Origin of the sequence: Corynebacterium sp. HMSC063A05 (assembly GCF_001809695.1) — a bacterium.
GTDB classification, from domain to species: Bacteria; Actinomycetota; Actinomycetes; order Mycobacteriales; family Mycobacteriaceae; genus Corynebacterium; species Corynebacterium amycolatum.
Genome location: NZ_KV798504.1, coordinates 14,114 through 33,236, shown reverse-complemented (window position 1 = coordinate 33,236; position 19,123 = coordinate 14,114). Strand labels below are relative to the sequence as shown.

Here is a 19,123-nt window from a genome sequence, read left to right as displayed (position 1 = left end):
TGGAGGTGGCATGAGGTGACAGGGGTGTCGTGAAGTGAAATTTTGGGCTCGAGGGCAGCGGCAGCGGGCCGGGCGCGGCAGCGGCACCGGCAGGGGGCTAAGCCCGATAAGCCAGCCAGCTAGTACAGCCGCCCCGCCTGGCTCCACACACGTCGGCGACGCATAGCCAGCTCGGCCGCCTTTCCTGTGATTGTGAGGGGCGACCGCGCGAAGGCGTAGTTACCGCTATAGCATCTGCCACCACTTGCCAGGTGATGTCGGATTTCCGCGGCCGTTTGCCTCAAGGTGGCTACTGCGGAGCCGTCGAAAAGCTGTGACCAGACAATCCGGATGACATTCAGCCCGAGATTCTTCAGGCGCTTTTCGCGCTCCAACTCCTTTGCGATTGCCACCTGCGTGTCCGCAACCCCGCCGTCGGTGTATTTCATACGGCCATCGAACTCGACGACCAGCCCAAGTTCGGGCAGATAAAAGTCCACGCGTGCGATGAAGCCACGATCATCCCGAAAGGAAACCTGCTGAAGCAACGGAGCCCGAGAATCGTCGACAGAAGCTAGCCCCGCCTGGACGATTGCTTCTTTAGTGAGCGATTCCCCAATGCTTTCCGACGACGCTGTCGCTTGCCGCAACAACCTCCTGGCCTGCGCATTTCCCGGAGCACGGGGATACGCAGCCAACGTGGCCAACAGTTCCTCGGTATCGGTGTGGCGCTGGAGGGCGGCGTCGGCAAGCACTAGTGCATTATGCGGGGTGCGAGAACGGCAGACATCGATGACGGACTTTGGGACATCGGTGACGAGGCGGCCATCGACTTCTACGACGTCCTCGGGGAGAATCCGGCCGGAGACGCGGATGAGGCGTTTGTGCGGCTGGTACGGGCCATTCGGTGTGCTTCGCAATTGCCCACGCGTGCGGCCGGAGTTGGCTATCGCGATGGGAGTGCCATGCGTCAGTAGAGGTAAACCATGGAGGGCAGCGGCAGCATCGCGGGTGATTACGGTGGCGGTGCCGCGATGAATGAGCGCTTTGATTTCCAGAACGTAGCGTTCGGTGCTGTGTAAGGCGAGCCACCTGTCGACGGGCACGTACGCGCCATGCGCGAGCCACAGAAGGCTGCCGCGTTTGGCTCGCCGGTGGAGATCACGGTCGGAGTGCTGGCCGATTCGGGAAATTGCGAAGGTGCTGGGGCGGGCGCATTCGCGCTGCTGGCCGGTACGGATGATGTCGTCGGCGTCGTAGATCCACTGCGGCATCGGATTGCGCTCCTGAGGTCCAGGCAACTGCTGGTCGGTGGGTGGTGTGTGCTGGGCGGTGCGAGTGGTTGCGTGTTTGTGTGTTTGCGAGTGCTACGTTCTCATTTTTTGACACACGCGGAGGGTCAGGCGGCGTCGATTTGGCGTTGGCTGTGGATGGTTTTCAGTTTTCAGGAGTTATCCACAGGGCGTGCGGTGGGTGCAGCAGGGGGCAAAGACCCGCAGTGCGCAGCGAGCGGCAGTGAGCAGCCCCTAAACGCGACTTCACGACACCCATGTCACCTCGTGGCAGCTTTGGAGGTGGCATGAGGTGACACGCGTGTCGTGAAGTGGATCGATAACCGTGACGTGAATCTAAAACGGAGTGGCTCGCCTAGCCACCACCCCAAGCCCTGCCTAGTCCAACGGCTCGTCGATCAAGTCGACCTCTGGCAGCAGCGGAGCCAAGTCAGGCAGCTGGTCTAGCGAATCAATCCCCAAAAGCTCCAGGAACAGCGTCGTCGTAACGTACAAATGCGCACCGGTGGCCGGGTCCTCTCCCGACTCGGCAATCAGCCCGCGCGCGACCAGCGTGCGCATCACACCATCAACATTGACGCCGCGCACACCGGAGACCTGCGCACGCGTGGCCGGCTGCCGGTACGCCACCACTGCCAGCGTCTCCATAGCTGCACGTGAGAGCTTCGACTGCGAGCCATCCAGCAAGAAGCGCTCCACCGCGCTGGCGTGCGCGGGAGCCGTGTAGAAGCGCCAGCCCTCATCCGTTTCACGCAGCTCAATGCCGCTGCGGCGCGCACGGTATTCGTACTCGATTTCGCGAAGCACGTCACGGATATCGCTTGCGGAAACATCCAGCGCCCGCGCCATATCCTCCGCCGCCACCGGCGTATCGACCACAAGCAGAATCGACTCCACGCCTGCTCGCAACGGGTCAATGGGTGGCAACTGCGCCGGAGAAGCAGACGCAGACTCCGTGGCCTGCTCGGATGGTGCGGAACTGGTTTCGCTCATGCGCGTCAGATTACGCAACCTCCCGCGCCGGGCGCTAATTAGTGGCCGCTAATTAGCTGGGCCCCAACTCAGCCCCAGCCCAACCAAGCCCGACCGAGCCCGCACCGAGCAGGGCCCAACCACGCCCGCCCGAGCCCGACCGAGCCCAACAGCCAGCACAAATCAACAGCCACCTACTCCCAGTTCGCCGCCGCCACGACGGCCGGGTCCACGTCGAGCCCGGTCCAGGCCACGTGGATTTCCTCCAGCGCTTCCTCCTGCTCCACACCAATCGCCTTGGCGCGGTAGAGCTCCAGCAGAGCCAGGAACCGCCCGACAACCTCCATGGACACGCGGCACTCCGAGGTCAGCTGCGTAAACGTGAGCCAGGTCCCCTCGCCGGCCAGACGCAGCGAGTCCAGAATCTTGCCCGCCTGCTCCGGCACGGACACGGGCACACCGTGGATGTGCCCAACGCCCACTTCCTCCGGTGGCTTCGGCCGCATCACGACGGCCGCAAACTCGGCAAACTCTCCGAGCGTCATGCCCAGACGCACGGGCGGCAGCAGCTCCTCGAACTGCTTGTCCGGCCCCACAGCCCGCGGATAGCGCCGTGGCGCGGTCTTCTGCCACTCCTCGAATTGGTCGGCCACCTTGCCATACGCCTGGTATTGCAGCAGTCGGGCGAACAGCAGGTCGCGCGCTTCTAGCAGTTCGAGGTCTTCTTCGCTGTCGACGTCGCCACGCGGCAGAAGTCGTGCGGTTTTGAGGTCGAGCAGCGTCGCTGCCACGACGAGGAATTCGGTGATTTCGTCGAGGTCACTGACTGCGTCGAGGCTGCGCGTGTATGCGATGAACTCGTCTGTGACCGCCGCCAGCGCGACTTCGGTGACGTCCATCTTTTTGCTGCTGATCAGCTGCAGTAGCAGGTCGAAGGGGCCGCTGAAGTTCGCGAGCGCGACGCGGAAGCCGGTGATTTCTTCCTGCACGCCCTCGCTTGACGACGGTTCGGGAGTGTAACTATCCGGGGAAGTCACCTATTATTTGCGGCCTTTGCGTTCGATGACCTCGCGGGCCAGGTTGCGGTACTGTGCCGCAGCTGGGGTGCTTGGCGCCCAGGTAGTGATGGGCTCGCCGGCAACGGAGGTTTCCGGGAAGCGGACGGTTCGGGTGATGACCGTGTCGAAGACCTTGTCACCGAAGACCTCGATGAGGCGTTCCATGACTTCCTTGGCATGGCGCGTGCGGCGGTCGAACATGGTGACCAGAATGCCGGAGACTTCCAGGTTGAAGTTCAGGCGGTCGCGAACCTTGGCCACCGTGTCGGTGAGCAGTGCCAGGCCGCGCAGCGAGAAGTACTCCGCCACCATCGGGATGATGACGCCCTCGGCGATGGTCAGCGCATTGACGGTCAGCAGGCCTAGCGACGGCTGGCAGTCAATGATGATGAAGTCGTAGTCATTCATCACTGGGCGCAGCGCGCGTCCGAGGGCCTGTTCGCGGCCGACTTCGTTGACAAGCTGAATCTCTGCAGCCGACAGGTCGATGTTGGCAGGGACGAGGTCCAGGCCGGAGACCGAGGTGTGGTGGATGGCGTCGCGGACATCGGTGGTGTCGTCGACGATGAGGTTGTAGACCGTCAGGTCGAGTTCCTCATGTGGGACGCCAAGCCCGGCGGATAGTGCCCCTTGCGGGTCCAAGTCAACGAGCAGGACTTTACGGCCGAACTCCGCCAGTGCTGCGCCCAGGTTGATGGTCGAGGTGGTCTTACCCACGCCGCCCTTCTGGTTACACATTGCCAGGATGACCGCGGGACCGTGACTGGTCAGGGGTGCGGGTTCCGGCAGCTCACGTGCCGGACGACCGGTGAGACCGAGTTCAACTCGATCGGCCTCAAACAACCCTTCTTCAGCCACAGTCAATCCCTCTTCCTTGAAGATTTCTCATCAATTCTACTGCGCCACGTAATACTGCCACGTAATACCGCCATATATTACCGCCGCGTAGTAGCGCTACGTACTACCGCCGCATATTACCGCGAGTATTCAGCCCGTGGGTGAGCCCCCGCCCAGACTCGTCGCATATTCTCCGCGGTAATCATGGTGTAAATCTGGGTTGTCGTCACTGAGGCGTGTCCCAATAGCTCTTGGACGACGCGCACATCGGCACCACCTTCAATGAGGTGCGTGCCGAAACTGTGGCGCAGGGTGTGCGGGGAAATTTTCACGCTGAGCCCGGCGCGCTCACCCAACTCCGCCAGCGTATTTCCGGCCGACTGTCGCGACAGCCTGCGTCCCAGCGAGTTGATAAACAGCGCCGGCCCGGTGTTCGCCCGCACCCAGCTCGGCCGCCCGCGCGTCAGCCAGGCATCGAGCGCAGCCATGGCCGGCGAGCCCACTGGCACAATGCGCTCCTTACCGCCCTTGCCATGCAGTAACACGAGGTTGGTTTCGCGGTCCACGTCATCGATATCCAGGCCGGTGACTTCTGAAACTCGCGCACCTGTCGAGTACAAAAACTCCACCAGTGCGCGGTTGCGCAGGTCGGTCACGTCTGCGGTGTCGTCGTCGGGGATGGACTCGATTAGGCGGGTGACCTCGTCAATGCTGAGTGCCTTCGGATACCGCGAGGGCTGCTTCGGCGGCGCCACTCGCTTGGCGACATCCACCTCCAACGCCCCCTCACCCACCGCGAACTTGTGGAAGCTCCGCACGGCCGACAGCGACCGCGTCACCGAGGTTGGGGCCAACGCTGGCCTGCCCGCCGACTTATCTCCCCGCGCCAGATACGCCAGGAACTCTGTTACATCCTGCTCGGTGACCTGCGCCAATTCCGTGCGCCCAATCTCCCACAGATAGGTGCGGTACTTCTCCAAGTCGCGCTTATAACTGACGAGCGTATTCGCCGACAGGCCCTTTTCCACCGCGAGGTAGGTCACGAAGGCGTCGACAAGCGGATCAATTGAACTCATCGGATACGTTTCAGGTCCGCTCCGGCGCCGAGCTGCTCCGTCCGGCGTTTCGCCAGCGCCGTCGGCCGAATGTCGAACGGCTCCGCGACCGAGCGCGGCGTCGCGCCCCTCAGCAGCACCTCCGCCGCCAGCAAAATGCCGGACAGCGCGATGCCGTTGAGGATCTCTCCGCGCAGCGCCATCGCCACCGACTCCTCGACGCCGATCCACGACGCAGTCATGTCCGCTTCCTCATCGTGAGCTTCTGGCCTATCGACGGCACGGAGACCCCTAGCCAGGTAGATCCGGACCGCTTCCTCTGCGAAGCCGGGTGAGCTGAACATATCGGTAAGCAGGGACCAGGACTCGGCCTCCAGTCCAGCTTCCTCTACTAGCTCACGCTTGGCGGCCTCCAGTGGGTCTTCGTCTGCGACATCGAGGAGCCCGGCCGGCAGCTCCACCAGACGCTCCCCTGCCGCCTGCCGCCACTGATTCAGCAGGTAGAGGCGGTTATCCTCATCTGCGGCAACGACTGCAACAGCGCCGAAATGCTCCACAATCTCACGGGCGGACACATTCCCACCCGGCATTCGCACCTGGTCGCGGCGGACCGCGAGAATAGGTGCCTCGAGAACAATCTCGGAATCAACAACGTCAAATTGGTGCGCCATGAGTTTCACTCTAATAGGTAGGCCGGATTCACCCTCGCGGAGCCAAGGCTAGTTGCGCTTGAGGGCTGCGGCGATGAGGCCGTCGAAAAGCGGATGAGCGTTGGTGGGGCGCGACTTCAGCTCCGGGTGCGCCTGCGTGGCCACGAGGTATGGGTGCACGTCTGTGGGGTACTCGACGAATTCGACGAGCTTGCCGTCCGGCGAGGTGCCCGAGATGACCAGGCCTGCTTCTTCGAGCTGGGCACGGTATGCGTTGTTGACCTCGTAGCGGTGGCGGTGACGCTCGGTGACCTCGGTGCTGCCGTAGAGACGCGCGACGACGGAGTCTTCAGCGAGCTTCGCCGGGTAGGAACCCAGGCGCATGGATCCGCCCAGGTCAGCCTCGCCAGAGACGGCCTGGAGCTGCTCCTCCATCGTGGCAATGACCGGCTCGGCCGCCTTTTCGTCGAACTCGGTGGACGACGCGCCCTCAACACCCGCGGTGCGCGCCGCCTCGATGACGACACACTGCATGCCCAGGCAGATTCCCAAAAGTGGCGTGCCGGTCTGCTTGGCATAGCGGATGGTCGCGATCTTGCCTTCGATTCCTCGCCCGCCGAAGCCGCCGGGGATGACAATCGCGTCAACGCCGGCCATGTTTTCTTTCAGCCCCTCAGGGGTTTCGCAGTCATCGGAGGCGACCCAGCGGATGTTTGCCTTCACACGGTGGGCGAAACCGGCGGCGCGCACAGCTTCCGCGACGGAAAGGTAGGCGTCCGGCAGGTCGATGTATTTACCGACGAGCGCCACCGTGACCTCGCCCTTCGGGTTGTGGACTCGCTCGAGCAGGTCTCCCCACACGGCCCAATCCATGTCGCGGAACGGCAGGTTGAGGCGGCGGATGATGAAGGTGTCCAGGTGCTCGTCGTAGAGGACCTTCGGGATGTCGTAGATGCTCGGCGCATCCGGGCAGGACACCACGCCCTCGCGGTCGATGTCGCACATCAGCGCGATCTTGTTTTTGAGGGAGTCGGGGACGTCGCGGTCGCATCGCAAAACGACGGCATCGGGAACCAGGCCAATCGAGCGAAGTTCGGCCACCGAGTGCTGGGTGGGCTTGGTTTTCAGTTCCTTGGAGGGGCCGAGGTACGGAACCAGTGACACATGCAGGTAGAAGACGTTTTCGCGGCCGACGTCGTGACGCACTTGCCGCGCGGCTTCCAGGAAGGGCTGCGATTCGATATCGCCGACGGTGCCGCCAATTTCGGTGATGACCACGTCGGGCTTTTCACCGTTTGCGTCCGCGTTGCCCATGGCGACGATGCGGGATTTGATCTCGTCGGTGATGTGCGGGATGACCTGGACAGTCTGGCCGAGGAATTCGCCGCGACGCTCCTTGGCGATGACCGAAGAATAGACCTTGCCGGTGGTGACGTTGCCGCCGGCGGAGAGGTTGCGGTCGAGGAAGCGCTCGTAATGCCCCAGGTCCAGGTCGGTTTCCGCGCCGTCTTCGGTGACGAAGACCTCGCCGTGCTGGAAGGGGTTCATGGTGCCCGGATCTACGTTGAGGTAGGGATCGAGCTTCTGCATAGTCACTTTCAGACCACGCGAGGTAAGTAGGCGACCGAGCGACGCCGCGGTTAAGCCTTTGCCGAGGGAGGAGGCTACGCCTCCCGTAACGATGATGTATTTCGTAACCACGGGACTTCAGAATATCGCCTGCGCGGGTATGAGCGCAAGCTATTTTTCACAATGGCGGATAATGTCTTCATATTTGGGTAACTTTTTCGGGTTTTCTACAAGGCTTTACGACGGCCATAGCTGCAGCCACGGTTGCGGTGTGTAAAGGCGATCAAGACTTCGGCCACGGTTGCGGTGCATGGCCGGAGTCGTGGCTACACCTCGGACCGAACCCCACCTGCGGTGCATCAATGCATAAACGTGACTGTGCCGTTACCCTCGGGGCCATGACTGATTTAGCGAATAAGACCATTGCAGTATTGGCCACCGATGGATTTGAGGACTCCGAGCTGACTAGCCCGGCTGAGGCCGTGAAGGATGCCGGTGCAACCGTGCACGTTATCTCCACCGAAGATGGCTCCATTGAGGGCAAGAATGGCACGCAGGTGGACGTCGATAAGCTCACCAGCAGCGTTTCTGCCGATGAGTACGATGCCCTGATTCTGCCTGGCGGCACCGTGAATGCAGACCAGATTCGCATCGATAAGGATGCCGTGGCGCTAGTGAAGGGATTCGCCGCAGCCAACAAGCCGATTGGCGTGATTTGCCACGGCGGTTGGATTCTCACCGATGCGGATGTGCTGAAGGGCCGCACTATTACCTCCTACATCAGCGTCAAGACTGACCTGATTAACGCTGGTGCCAACTGGGTCGATGAGGAAGTTGTCGTTGACGGCAACCTGATTTCCTCCCGCACCCCGGCCGACCTTGAGGCTTTCAACAAGGCACTCGTAGAGAACTTCTAAGCCACTCGGCTTTTAGCACCACCAAAGGACGGCTGTTGCCATGAGTTCATATTGGGATAATCCAAAGTCGCTGTGGGATCAGATTCCACAGCACGATCAGGAAGAGCACCCTGCCGCGCCAGAGCAGGAGCCCTCCGCGCCAGAGCAGGAGCCCTCCGTGCCTGAGCAACCTTCCGCGCCGCAGCAGCCTCCCGCACCGGAGCAGCTTCCGCCACAGCAAGGGCGTTACCGGGGATTGCTCTCACACAACAGCATCGTTATCCAGCAGATTCGAAACTTCATGGCGGATGATTTCGACATTTTGGATACCGAGGGCCACTGCATCGGAAAGATCGAAACTACGGGCAGCACGCTGAGCCGAATGTTTATGGGCTCTCGTCGCCTGACAGTGTCCGAGCCAGACGGCACCCCGGTGTTCGTTATTACCGATCCGACTGATTTCGCCCTTGACCGCTATGAGGTCTACTACCCCGACCCGCATGCGACTGATGCCGAAGGCAAACAGCAGGGCGGAGCGGGAGCACCGCGCCTTTTGGCCACTATTCAGCAGAAGTTTGCGTTCTTTAAGCGGAAGCTGGAAATCTCGATCCCTGGTTTCGCTAATTGCAGTGTCGACGGGAATCCCTGGCACTACGACGCCACTTTTATGATCAACGACATCAAAGTTGCACAGATGTCACGCAAGTGGTCGGGGTTTGCGAATCTCCTGTCCGGCAATGAGCGCTATGTTTTGCAGCTCAAGGATGATTTGCCGCCACAACTACGCGCAGCCATTATTGGCGCCGCTATCGCCCTGGATTTGATGGCGAAAAAGGCGCAATCCGACTAGCTGATTTCACTGTCGGCTCGCGCCTTCTACCAAGAGCTACTGCTCGCGACTATCGCTACCGTGATTCTGCAGCCTGGGCAATTCGTCCGTCTATTTCCGTGATGCCGTCAGAAACCGCATTGACATGTTCTGGGCGAACATTGGCATTGTCATTGATGCCACCTTCCACAACGGCGGTTACCGGTACACATGGAACCTCAACATTGCGCCCCAGTGCGTTAGCTACCAGCGCAATTGCCCGTGGCGAGAAGGTCAGTCCGATGTGGCCCGACAGGTCCGCAGAGCACCCATCCTGCAGCAGAATGTTGTTGGACGTTGGTGCGTTCCACTGGCTTGCGGCCATTGGTGTGACGGCTTCATCAACCTGAGTAGAGATTGCAACATAGTTGACGCCCGGCTGCTCCAGGCCACCTTCATTCATCTTGGCCATGAACTGGCTATGCTGCAGCAGATCCACCAGGCTCGGGCTGACAATGAAACCCGCAGCCTTGTCACCGGCGTTGTCGAACTGGTTGAGCTGCTCCAAACCATAGGAAGCGCCCAGCAGAGTTGTGCCGTGCAGCACGCCCGCCAGGGAAACGATGGTGCCAATCCCCCGGCCCTGCTCCTGCTTGGCGTAGGCGGCCGCCAAGGCGCCACCGGCAGAGTGTCCAACAATATCAACGGCGGTTGCACCAGTTTCCGCCTTGAGGGTGTCAATCTTCGCAGTCAGCTCTGCCAAAGCGGTATCCAACGGGGTCATGTTACGCATGGTTGGAATAGAGCCCAGCACCGAAAACTCGTCAGGGCCTAGCTTGCCGACGTTAAATGCGTACAGACACTTACCCATTGCCTTTAGCTCCGGTGCCATGCGGGCATAGGTCTGGTACGAGTTCGTGTTCATACCATGGATCATGACGACCGGATTCTCACCAGGAGCAGGAACACACTGCACATTCGTGCCCTCGGGGCTGATGTTTTCCGTCATCCCCTGATTGACCATGACGGTGGGGAAATCATTTGCCTTTGGCCCCCACTCGCCCATTTCCGTCCAAGACAGGACCTGATTATTACCAGTTGTCGAAGTCGGTGAGGCAGCCGCGATGGGAGCGGCCGCCAGAACGACACCAGCTGCGGCTACCAGTGCTGTGGCCGACCGTGCCAGCTTCGAAAATGCCCGATGAGTGCCCATGATTACTCCTTGCGTAGAGCAGTGAATAGTAAAACGGTTCCAATAAGAACTACGGCAGGCAAGAGCCAAAAATTACAGGCTATGAATCGTTATCGTACTCTGAAAGGCGATCAATGAAAGCCTCTCAAAAGGGTTAATAAAATATAAACTAAATATAATTATAATGCTATTCACTTAGGGGCGTGCAGGCTTTTGAGGTGATATCGACCACAGGTCAAAACAAGCCACACTTTCTTTGCAATCCCCGGGATTGCTGCCGATGTCCAAATCGCCGGCAAAATTAAACGGGCTCTTCACGATTTTGAGTGCGTTGATCCGGGTGTGCAGCTGCCCGGAGTGAATCAGACACCGCAAGATGTAGTCGTCGAGGTTGCCGAAACCCCAGGGCGATCCCCCGTAGATGCTCTAACCGGCCATTGATGGCCTCGACCGGCCCATTGGGCCCCCGATGTCAAAGCAAGCCAGCACATCCTCGCGCCGACGCCACTACGTTCGCCCCAGCTAGGCCAGCTCCTCCAGGCCTTTCGGCACGCCCTTACACAGGGTATTGATGATCCATTCCATCAACTTCTTGCCCTCCGATTTCTGGGGCAGTGCCCCCTCGACAGCGACCAGAGCGGCGTCGATGATGGTGAAAGTTCCCGCGCCGGCGGCTCCGGCGAACGCCAAGCCGATTACTGCTGTGCGGCAGATAGTGTCTGCGACGAGGCTGACACTAGGCTGCACATCAGAGTCCTAGTTCGGTCAGATGGAAGCGTAGTAACTCTCATCTTGCACCAGCCAGGCCCCCTACAAGTTGTGCCACCCCGAACCAGGCTCTGCGGTCATCTACACACTCCAAAAACGCGAAGAGCCCCTTACGACAGGCCGGCGTGGAGCAATCCACGTCGGCCTGTTTGGTTTGCGATGTCGCGGTCAACGGCGAGCGAAAAACCCGGCTGAGCGTGGAGTTCGCTTCGCGCTCAAACTGGCCCGAGGTTATTCACCTCTCCCCAAGGGCCCCTCGTCGGATCTTCCTCGAGTTCGAGGTTTCGAATGCCCGCATGCTACTCCCCACCGATGAGCCCGCGTCGCGAGTTCCTGCTCTGCGAGCGAATACTTGATCCTCAAGTCTACGAGGTGCCCCGATGCTGGCGTTTGCCCCGATCTCCGTGCCCCCCATATTTGCTGCGTCCCACAATCCGAGCCACTTAAAGTTAGCTAAGTAGGCATAATTGAGCTAGCCCATGTACGTCTGGTGGAAGTGGCCCTCATGTCTGAGTCTGAGTCTGTGAAAATGTCGTTCGGCGAGTCGCTGGAATTGCTCATGAAGAGACTTGCCGATGTCGACAAGCAACTCGCCGCGGACAAGCGATCCAATCCGGAAGACCAGCTGAAAGTGCCGGTCAGCACGTTCCTTAACCAGGCTGCTCGTGCTTTCAATCGCAAGATCACCGTGATGATGGAGCACCGGCAGGTCTCCGGAGATGTCGTCGAAGGCGTGAGGTTGGACATGGCCGTCAAGGGTGGCCGCGGCCAGCTTCTGGGCCACGTCGAGTTGAAGGCACCCGGCAAGAGCGCCAATCCTTACCGCAAAGCTGGCTGGTCCATACACGACCGGGTTCAGTGGGAAAAGCTGTCCAATCACCCAAATCTAATCTACACCAATGGCTGGGAGTGGACGCTGTTGCGCACCGGCGCCGGAGCGCCACTGGCACATGTGGTCTTGAACCCGGACGCGACTGGGGCCGCGTTGGCCGACCAAGTCGCCCAGATGGAGGACCTGTTTTCCCGTTTCGTGTCGTGGAAGCCATTGGCACCTTCGTCTCCGAAGGTCTTGGCCGATCAGTTGTCCCCACTGACAGCGTTTCTGCGGGACACCGTGCTCGACGCCCTGGAAAGCACGCCCGAAAGCAAAACCGGCCTGCCCAGCCTGTACGACCGGTGGCAGGAAATCCTCATTCCTGGGGCAACCGTGAAGGACTTCGCGGACAGTTTCGCCCAAACCTTCACCTACGCCCTCCTGCTCGCCCGGATCGAGTCCAACCGGCCCGCCGATGAGTTCACGGCGTCCGCCGTGACGAACGCTCTGCTGAAAAACGGGCACAAGCTCATCGGCTCCGTGCTGGAAATGATGTCGCAGAAGTCGTACCGTGAGCCAGTCGAAGGGCCGGTGGGGCTGCTGGAGACGACCATCGGGGCCGTCGACCCCGACAAGCTCGCCGCGAAGTCGGACCCTTGGCTGTACTTCTACGAAGACTTCCTGGCCACCTATGACCCCAAGATGCGCAATGACGCCGGTGTCTACTACACGCCGGTGGAAGTCGTCCGCTTTCAGGTTAGGTTGCTCGACGGAATCTTGCGCTCCCGGTTTGGCCGTCAACGCGGGCTCGGCGCCGATGACATTCAGCTCCTCGATCCGGCGGCCGGCACGGGTGCGTACCCACTGGCAGTGGCCGAACATGTACTGCGGGATTCCCCGACCCCGGTCGATGATGCCAGGAGCCTGGCACGGCGGATGTTCGCGTTCGAACTCCTGGTTGGGCCGTATTCGGTTGCTCATTTGCGGTTGACGCAGATGCTGGAACAAACCGGCGCGGAGTTGGGTGCCGACGGAGTGCAGGTGTTCTTGACCAACACCCTCACCGACGCAGGTGACATCGCAGGCGCCAACCAGCAGATATCCATCTGGGAGATCGAGCAGAACCTCAACGAGGAAACTCGCAGGGCAGGTTTGGTGAAGAAGGCCGATACCCACATCCGGGTGATCCTTGGCAACCCGCCATACGATCGCGGCTCGCGCCAAAAGACCCTCGGTGCTGGCTCGGAACGGTTTCCCAACGTCATTCTCGAAGAGGTCAACGGCCGCGCTCCGCTGCTCGATGACTTCATCAAGCCACTCAAAGCGATCGGCGCGGGTGGGCAGGCAAAGAACCTTTACAACAGCTACGTCTACTTCATTCGCTGGGCGATCTGGAAGGCATGCGAACAACACCGGGATGAAGCCGGTGTCGTCTCGTTCATCACCTCGTCGTCGTACCTTCGCGGACCGGGGTTCGCCGGCATGCGGGAGTACATGCGCCGTATGTTCGATGAACTGTGGATCGTCGACCTCGGTGGCGAGGGGCGCGGGGCGAGGAAGGAAGAGAACGTCTTCGCGATCCAAACCCCGGTGGCGATCTTCTTCGGGATCCAGCGGGAGAAGACGAGCACCGGGTCGAAGAAAAAGCACAGCGATCGCATCAGGTCGAAGGCGACTGTCCACTATCGTCGTGTGGAGGGCACCCGGGAGGAAAAGCTCGGCGCCTTGTCTGCGGTCACCGAGCCGGAGGCGGACTCGGATTGGGTGCAGCTGGAGTCCGACGACTGGCATGGGAAATTCGTGCCGGATACCGCCGCGTCGATGACGGCGTTCGCGCCGTTGGACTGGGTATTCCCGTGGCATGTCTCGGGCGCTCAGTACAAGCGGACATGGCCGATCGCCTGCTCGGCTCAGGTCCTGTCGGAACGATGGGCTGAACTCTTTTCTCCCGGGGTAGCGGACCCAGGGCTTTTCGTTGAAGACCGGGACGTCAAAATCAGCTCGAAGAAGTATGGAGTTTTTTTCCCGCACCGAGCTACCGCAGCTCAATGAGCCTCGGGCCGTCCACTCGATGGCGGAACCAGTGCGATACGGCTACCGCAGCTTTGATCGACAGTGGGCGATCCCGGATCATCGTGTGGGCACGTACATCCGCCAGCCGCTGTGGGATGCGTTTAGCGACCGTCAGGTCTATTTTGCGACCCTCACGTCCACCAGCATGAGCGGGGGACCGGCATTGACCGTCAGCCCCTACGTCACCGACCTTCACTTCTTCCGTGGTTCATACGGTGCCAAGGACATTCATCCTCTGTACCGGACCGACGGTTCAGAGGCGCCGAACGTCTCCTCGGTTCTCCTCTCCACTCTCGCCGAGGCTTATCGGCAGTCGGTGGGGGCCGAAGACGTTGCGTCGTACGTGTTCGGGCTGCTCGGCACGGGCGCGTACACGGCCAAGTTTGCAGAAGAACTCGCCGAGTCACCTGCCCGAATCCCGTTTACCAGCAACTATGCATTGTTCCAGGAGGTGCGGGACTTTGGCCGACGCCTCATCTTCGAGCAGACGTGGGGTGAACGCTTCGGAGAGTTGAATATGTTCGGCCAACCTGTCGGACAACGGTTCCAGGGACAGGCACGCATCGACACGCCAACCTCGACCGTCGAGTACCCCGACGATTGGGCCTACGACGACAAAGCCCACACGCTTCACGTCGGCGGCAGCGGCATTATCACCGGTGTCGCCCCGGAGGTCATGGAATACAACGTCTCAGGGATGAACGTGGTGGCGTCATGGTTGGGCTACCGGATGAAGACGCCGGCGGGCAAGTCATCATCTCCGTTGGATCAGGTTCAAGCGAAAAGCTGGGAGTTCGACCGCGAACTATTGGAACTCTTGTGGCAAGTCGAGTTCTTCCTCTCAGCGGAAAACGACGCCGCCCGACTTATCGACCGAGTAGTTACCGCAGACCTTATCGAAATGGGACGCATGGGACCGCCACCCGCGAATGAAACTAAACCGCCGTCCAAAAAGTCGTCTCAGCAGAGAGAACTACCCTGATCGAAATAACCCACAAAACCACATCCCCGCAAAGTGAACGGAAAAATGACTCCCCCGAAACGGCCAAAAGGAATCATCCAAGGCCCGACAGAGCGAAACTTCGATACAAATACCACACTCCAGACAGAAAAAGAGAAATAAAGTTGTTCATCGATACCGTCCACCTCCAAGATGTACCCTGCTTTCAATCAGGTCCCAACCCCTCGATAGAGGGGCTTTGCAAGGTCAATTTCATATTCGGAGGCAACGGCTCCGGCAAAACAAGTGCCGGGCGGCAAATCAAACTTCAAATCGAAACCGACCCCCAGTACAACAATAAGAAAACTCGCTGCCTCCTTTACAACAAAGAGTATCGTGACAGGATTATCGCAACGAGTGAAATTGAAGGAAAATTCGCACTTGGCGAAGAAGCCGCAGATGCCGAGAAGGAAATAAAGCGCCTACAAGAACAAAAACAAAAAAATCACAAAAACCTTGAACGGCTGAAAGAACAGCTAGGGGAGCCTCAAGGAAATTCGGGCAAATACGGTTCCCTCGAAGAAATCTACAAGAACCGATACAATCTCACCTGGCCTTTTCGCAGCCACTTGTCCCAAACACTACAACAGGTCCTCCTTCGTGGGCTCCACACGAAAAAACGATTTTTTGAACGAGTTGAGCAGGCTGGAACAAGTGGAGCTTCGCCTGTCTCGCTAGATGACCTCAAGACATCATTAAAGAGCCTTGAAAGTTCATTAGCTGGAGAGATTCAGCATCTCCAAAAGATTACCATCCCCGAAGCTGACTTATCATTCATTTCCAACGTCTCATCTCTCCTGGATCAGATATATGTTACTAAACCCAAAGGGCAAATAGGCCGAGTAGTAGCGGAACTTAAAAATACTGACTGGATCCATGAGGGCCTAGAATTCATTTCCCATGATGAAGCGAACCATGATTGCCCCTTCTGTGGGCAAAGCCTGAACGCTCAGATCCTTGAAGAGATCAACAATCTCTTTGATCAAACTTACAAAAACCAGCGAGATGCACTAATCGACGCAAAGACCGCTGCCGAATCAGCTACTGGGGCCCTGGAGGAATGGTGGAGCCGTATCGACTATCCCAATCTGAAGGGCCAATTGCGCGATACCCTGAATGATATTCGTGCCGAAGTTTCCAATTTGACCAGCAATCTTCGGACAATGTCATCAGAGCTTGACCGAAAGTTGCAGTCAATGGGAACGCCCATTGCCAGCGACGCCGTTATAGACATTTCAATCTTGACCGGCCGCATCTCTGACTTTAATGAACTAGTTCAAGAGAATAATTCGATCTTTGATTCTAGTTCCACCCTGAAGGAATCGGTTCAACACGATTTCTTTAGCTTCGTCTTTAATGAAACCAAGGCTCCAAGGGAAGATTCATATAGTTCGGAGAGAGGAGTTCGTGCAGCGATCCAGAAAATGTCCGATCGCATAAAGACGATCGAGAATCAAAACTCCGATATCGAGAAGCAACTCGAATCGCTGAGAAACGTAGGAAAGTCGTCCGAACTCACCCGTTTGTTCATAAATAGAATGCTACGCAACATTCACGGCGACTCATTCAGTCTAGAGCCGACTGGGAACTCTGGCCGATATCGCGTTGCTCGCGCCGATGGCTCTCCAGCCAACGAAACATTAAGCGAAGGTGAATCCCAGATCGTCGCATTCTTATACTTCATCGCAGACATCAATAATATTGATGATCCCAAGGGCGTTTCCGATACTGAAGCCGCGACAGTTATCATTGATGATCCCATGTCGAGCCTAGATTCAGAATGGCTATTCGTGGCGGCCACATTAATTAAACAAGTCATCGCACGAATCGACGACGGAAACAGCAAGGTCGATCAGATATTCTGCTTGTCACATAATGAAGTTTTCTACAACGAGCTATGCTACGGTCGTGAGCGCTCATCTAAACCCGGAGGCAAAACCGCACATTACCGAATCACCAAAGGCAAGTTTCATCATCATCGCGTGAAGCGAACGGAAAATGGTTCAGTGATGAACGGTTACTCTGCCCTGTGGCACGATGTATTCGCCGCACGGGAAAAGACGCTTTCGAATGTGAGCTCGCTTGGAAATACGATGCGAAGGATTTTGGAGTCCTATTTCGAATTGACTAACGGACTTAATCTGGCAGAGATTGATTTCGAGGCAACCGAGGAAGAAGAAGTAATTTTTAACAGCCTTCGCAGCTGGTTACATTCCAACTCCCACAATGCCCTGGATTCACTATTTGTAACTGTCGACGAAAACGAAGTTGGAAGCTATCTTAAGGTATTTGAACAGATTTTTCGAAGTTCCGGCCACGGTCCACATTTTGATATGATGATGGATAGGGCAAAGCCTCGCTAAGGTGTTTTTGACCTGCCCTTATCAGCGCCAGCGGTCTTCTCAACCAAGTACGCCGGTTCGCGTGATTCTTCGTTCGTGACAATTTGACATTCTCCTCACACCTCCACATGTACATAGCATTGATAAAATTCGCGGTCTTTTTAAGAACGTTCCTTTTTCCTAAGTATATGCCCGCCCGCATCGGCGCAAACATCCTCGATCAGCGTCGCAGCCAACGCATCGCTATCCCAACAGGCTCTTCGCGATCTAGAGTGCGTTGATCCAGGTGTGCAGCTGCTCGGAGTGAATCAGGCAACGCAAGATGTAGTAGCCGAGGTTGCGGAACCCCAGGGCGGCCCCCGTAGATGCTCTAGCCGACCATTGATGGCCTCGACCGACCCGTTAGACGCCCCGATGTCGAAGTACGCCAGCACATCCTTGCGCCGACGCCACAACGTCCGACCCAGCTGGGCCAGCTCCTCCACCCCTTTCGGCACGCCCTTACGCAGGGTGTTGATGATTCGTTCCATCAACTTCTTGCCCTCCGATTTCTTCGGGTGCCCGTAGGCCTGGATTATGTCCTGGTAGAACATCCACGTGACCTCGAGTGCCACGTATTCGTCATCGGTGGCCCACAACAGGTCCAGCCGCCTGTTCTTCCGCTCGGCGAGGTAGTTCCTCCTGGGCAACAGGGTCCGCCGGTGCTTGTACAGCGGACCGTCCTTGCGTCTACCACGCCCGGTGGTCTCACGGTGGGGCCTCTGCCGGCAGCCAGTGAGCTTGTCCGCGGCCAGATGCACGACGTGGAACGGATCCACCACCTTTCCTGCCCTGGGGCAGTACCTGATCGACGGGGGTGGCGTAGCCGGTAAAGCCGCCCATGGTCACCACCTGCACCTGGCTGCGGAAACCAGGGTCGCGTTCCTGCGGCCACGTGCGCACCCACGTCCGCGCTGCGGCCTGGGCGGATATCCAATAGTCGGGCCGGCCCACGGCCATCGGCCAGCGCGGTGAGGTCGACCAGGATCGTCACCAGGTGGGACGGCTGGCCTGGCTTTCGGCTGTGCTTCCACACGTGCTCATCTACCCCGAGGATGCGCACCCCATCCAGATGGGTGAGCGTGGGCCCGTCATTGGCGCAGTTGAGGAAGGCGTGGAAGATTGTCCTCAGACATTGTTGATTGGTGCAGGTAAATCCGTGGACACGAACGTGCAGGCGAGTCGGAAACCCCACGACCAGCAGGTCAACCAGTCAGCGGACAGTGTCATCACACAGTTTCCCGGGCTGGGTGCAGTCGGGGCAGTGCCCCCCCCTCGAGAGCGACCAGAGCGGCGGCATCGGTGATGGTGAAAGTTCCCGCGCCGGCGGCTCCGGCGAACGCCAAGCCGATTACTGCTGTGCGGCAGATAGTGTCTGCGACGAGGCTGACACTAGGCCGCACAGTAGGGTCCTCGTTCGGCCAGACGGAGCGTAGTAACTGTCATCGTGTACCGGCCAGGACCCCTACATGTTGCGCCACCCCGAACCAGGCTCTGCGGTCAGCTACACACTCCAAAACGCGAAGAGCCCCTTTTACTTCGCGGATAACGCACTTCATTTAAGGTGATTTTTTCGCAATCGCCTCATTAGGATCGATTTCAGCCCTACGGGCTAGTAAAAGACAGTAGCTCAGCACATCTGCAAGCTCGTCCTCAAGGTCAGATTTTTCATATTCGGCATCCCATTGAAAGAGCTCGAGCAACTCAGCAGACTCAATTGAAATCGCTTTAGCAAGATTCTCAGGAGAATGAAAAATCTCCTACTTTCTGTCAGCAGAA

Annotated in this window: 15 protein-coding genes and 2 pseudogenes; 5 read left to right on the top strand and 12 right to left on the bottom strand. The window is 58.7% G+C overall.

What is annotated here, in order from left to right:
• Nucleotides 1-119: 119 nt before the first annotated feature.
• The 7 genes from HMPREF2651_RS06675 to HMPREF2651_RS06645 all read right to left on the bottom strand — a co-directional run bounded on the left by HMPREF2651_RS06675 (nt 120) and on the right by HMPREF2651_RS06645 (nt 7,544).
• Nucleotides 120-1,253 (bottom strand): PDDEXK family nuclease, encoded by a 1,134-nt coding sequence (locus tag HMPREF2651_RS06675; protein ID WP_049181077.1) that lies wholly within the window; start codon nt 1,251-1,253, stop codon nt 120-122.
• Nucleotides 1,254-1,649: 396 nt separating this feature from the next.
• Nucleotides 1,650-2,264: an SMC-Scp complex subunit ScpB gene (gene scpB / locus HMPREF2651_RS06670; protein ID WP_038625570.1), complete on the bottom strand. Its 615-nt coding sequence runs from the start codon at nt 2,262-2,264 to the stop codon at nt 1,650-1,652.
• 173 nt (nt 2,265-2,437) lie between these two features.
• Nucleotides 2,438-3,280 (bottom strand): segregation and condensation protein A, encoded by an 843-nt coding sequence (locus HMPREF2651_RS06665; protein ID WP_181895337.1) that lies wholly within the window; start codon nt 3,278-3,280, stop codon nt 2,438-2,440.
• A gap of 3 nt (nt 3,281-3,283) precedes the next feature.
• Complete coding sequence (locus HMPREF2651_RS06660) at nt 3,284-4,159, bottom strand: ParA family protein (RefSeq protein ID WP_049181079.1); 876 nt, start codon at nt 4,157-4,159, stop codon at nt 3,284-3,286.
• Between the two features lie 116 nt (nt 4,160-4,275).
• Nucleotides 4,276-5,214 (bottom strand): site-specific tyrosine recombinase XerD, encoded by a 939-nt coding sequence (locus HMPREF2651_RS06655; RefSeq protein ID WP_049181080.1) that lies wholly within the window; start codon nt 5,212-5,214, stop codon nt 4,276-4,278.
• The gene (locus HMPREF2651_RS06650; protein WP_049181081.1) at nt 5,211-5,864 is read right to left on the bottom strand and encodes an NUDIX domain-containing protein; all 654 of its coding nucleotides are present in this window, start codon (nt 5,862-5,864) and stop codon (nt 5,211-5,213) included. Before HMPREF2651_RS06650 ends, HMPREF2651_RS06655 begins: the two co-directional genes overlap by 4 nt.
• Before the next feature lie 48 nt (nt 5,865-5,912).
• Nucleotides 5,913-7,544, bottom strand: a complete 1,632-nt coding sequence (locus HMPREF2651_RS06645; protein WP_049181082.1) for a CTP synthase — start codon at nt 7,542-7,544, stop codon at nt 5,913-5,915.
• A gap of 266 nt (nt 7,545-7,810) precedes the next feature.
• Between HMPREF2651_RS06645 and HMPREF2651_RS06640 the strand changes: the two genes are divergently transcribed.
• On the top strand, nt 7,811-8,329 hold the full coding sequence (locus HMPREF2651_RS06640; protein WP_049181083.1) for a type 1 glutamine amidotransferase domain-containing protein: 519 nt from the start codon (nt 7,811-7,813) through the stop codon (nt 8,327-8,329).
• Nucleotides 8,330-8,369: 40 nt separating this feature from the next.
• Nucleotides 8,370-9,158: an LURP-one-related/scramblase family protein gene (locus tag HMPREF2651_RS06635; protein WP_049181084.1), complete on the top strand. Its 789-nt coding sequence runs from the start codon at nt 8,370-8,372 to the stop codon at nt 9,156-9,158.
• A gap of 55 nt (nt 9,159-9,213) precedes the next feature.
• Here the strand turns inward: HMPREF2651_RS06635 and HMPREF2651_RS06630 are convergent, their stop codons facing one another.
• The 3 genes and pseudogenes from HMPREF2651_RS06630 to HMPREF2651_RS11230 all read right to left on the bottom strand — a co-directional run bounded on the left by HMPREF2651_RS06630 (nt 9,214) and on the right by HMPREF2651_RS11230 (nt 11,055).
• A complete protein-coding gene (locus tag HMPREF2651_RS06630) occupies nt 9,214-10,329 on the bottom strand; it encodes a lipase family alpha/beta hydrolase (RefSeq protein WP_049181085.1) in 1,116 nt (371 codons plus the stop codon).
• Between the two features lie 330 nt (nt 10,330-10,659).
• Nucleotides 10,660-10,812, bottom strand: a pseudogene (locus HMPREF2651_RS10815) (transposase); the annotation flags it as partial.
• Between the two features lie 18 nt (nt 10,813-10,830).
• Nucleotides 10,831-11,055 (bottom strand): hypothetical protein, encoded by a 225-nt coding sequence (locus HMPREF2651_RS11230; RefSeq protein ID WP_070586009.1) that lies wholly within the window; start codon nt 11,053-11,055, stop codon nt 10,831-10,833.
• Between the two features lie 526 nt (nt 11,056-11,581).
• On the opposite strand from HMPREF2651_RS11230, the gene HMPREF2651_RS06620 reads away from it, so the two are divergent.
• From HMPREF2651_RS06620 to HMPREF2651_RS06610, 3 genes are all read left to right on the top strand, one after another.
• On the top strand, nt 11,582-13,942 hold the full coding sequence (locus tag HMPREF2651_RS06620) for an Eco57I restriction-modification methylase domain-containing protein (protein WP_070586008.1): 2,361 nt from the start codon (nt 11,582-11,584) through the stop codon (nt 13,940-13,942).
• Nucleotides 13,902-14,945, top strand: a complete 1,044-nt coding sequence (locus HMPREF2651_RS06615) for a type ISP restriction/modification enzyme (protein ID WP_070586007.1) — start codon at nt 13,902-13,904, stop codon at nt 14,943-14,945. The genes HMPREF2651_RS06620 and HMPREF2651_RS06615 overlap by 41 nt, the downstream gene beginning before the upstream one ends.
• 143 nt (nt 14,946-15,088) lie before the next feature.
• Nucleotides 15,089-17,326 carry an AAA family ATPase gene (locus HMPREF2651_RS06610; RefSeq protein ID WP_049181087.1) on the top strand — a complete coding sequence of 746 codons (2,238 nt, stop codon included), beginning with the start codon at nt 15,089-15,091 and terminating at the stop codon, nt 17,324-17,326.
• A gap of 246 nt (nt 17,327-17,572) precedes the next feature.
• On the opposite strand, the pseudogene HMPREF2651_RS06605 reads toward HMPREF2651_RS06610, so the two are convergent.
• Nucleotides 17,573-18,747 (bottom strand): annotated as a pseudogene (locus HMPREF2651_RS06605) (ISL3 family transposase).
• Between the two features lie 156 nt (nt 18,748-18,903).
• Nucleotides 18,904-19,101, bottom strand: coding sequence for a MazG-like family protein (locus HMPREF2651_RS10810; RefSeq protein ID WP_080972859.1), 198 nt, complete (start codon nt 19,099-19,101; stop codon nt 18,904-18,906).
• Nucleotides 19,102-19,123: the final 22 nt, after the last annotated feature.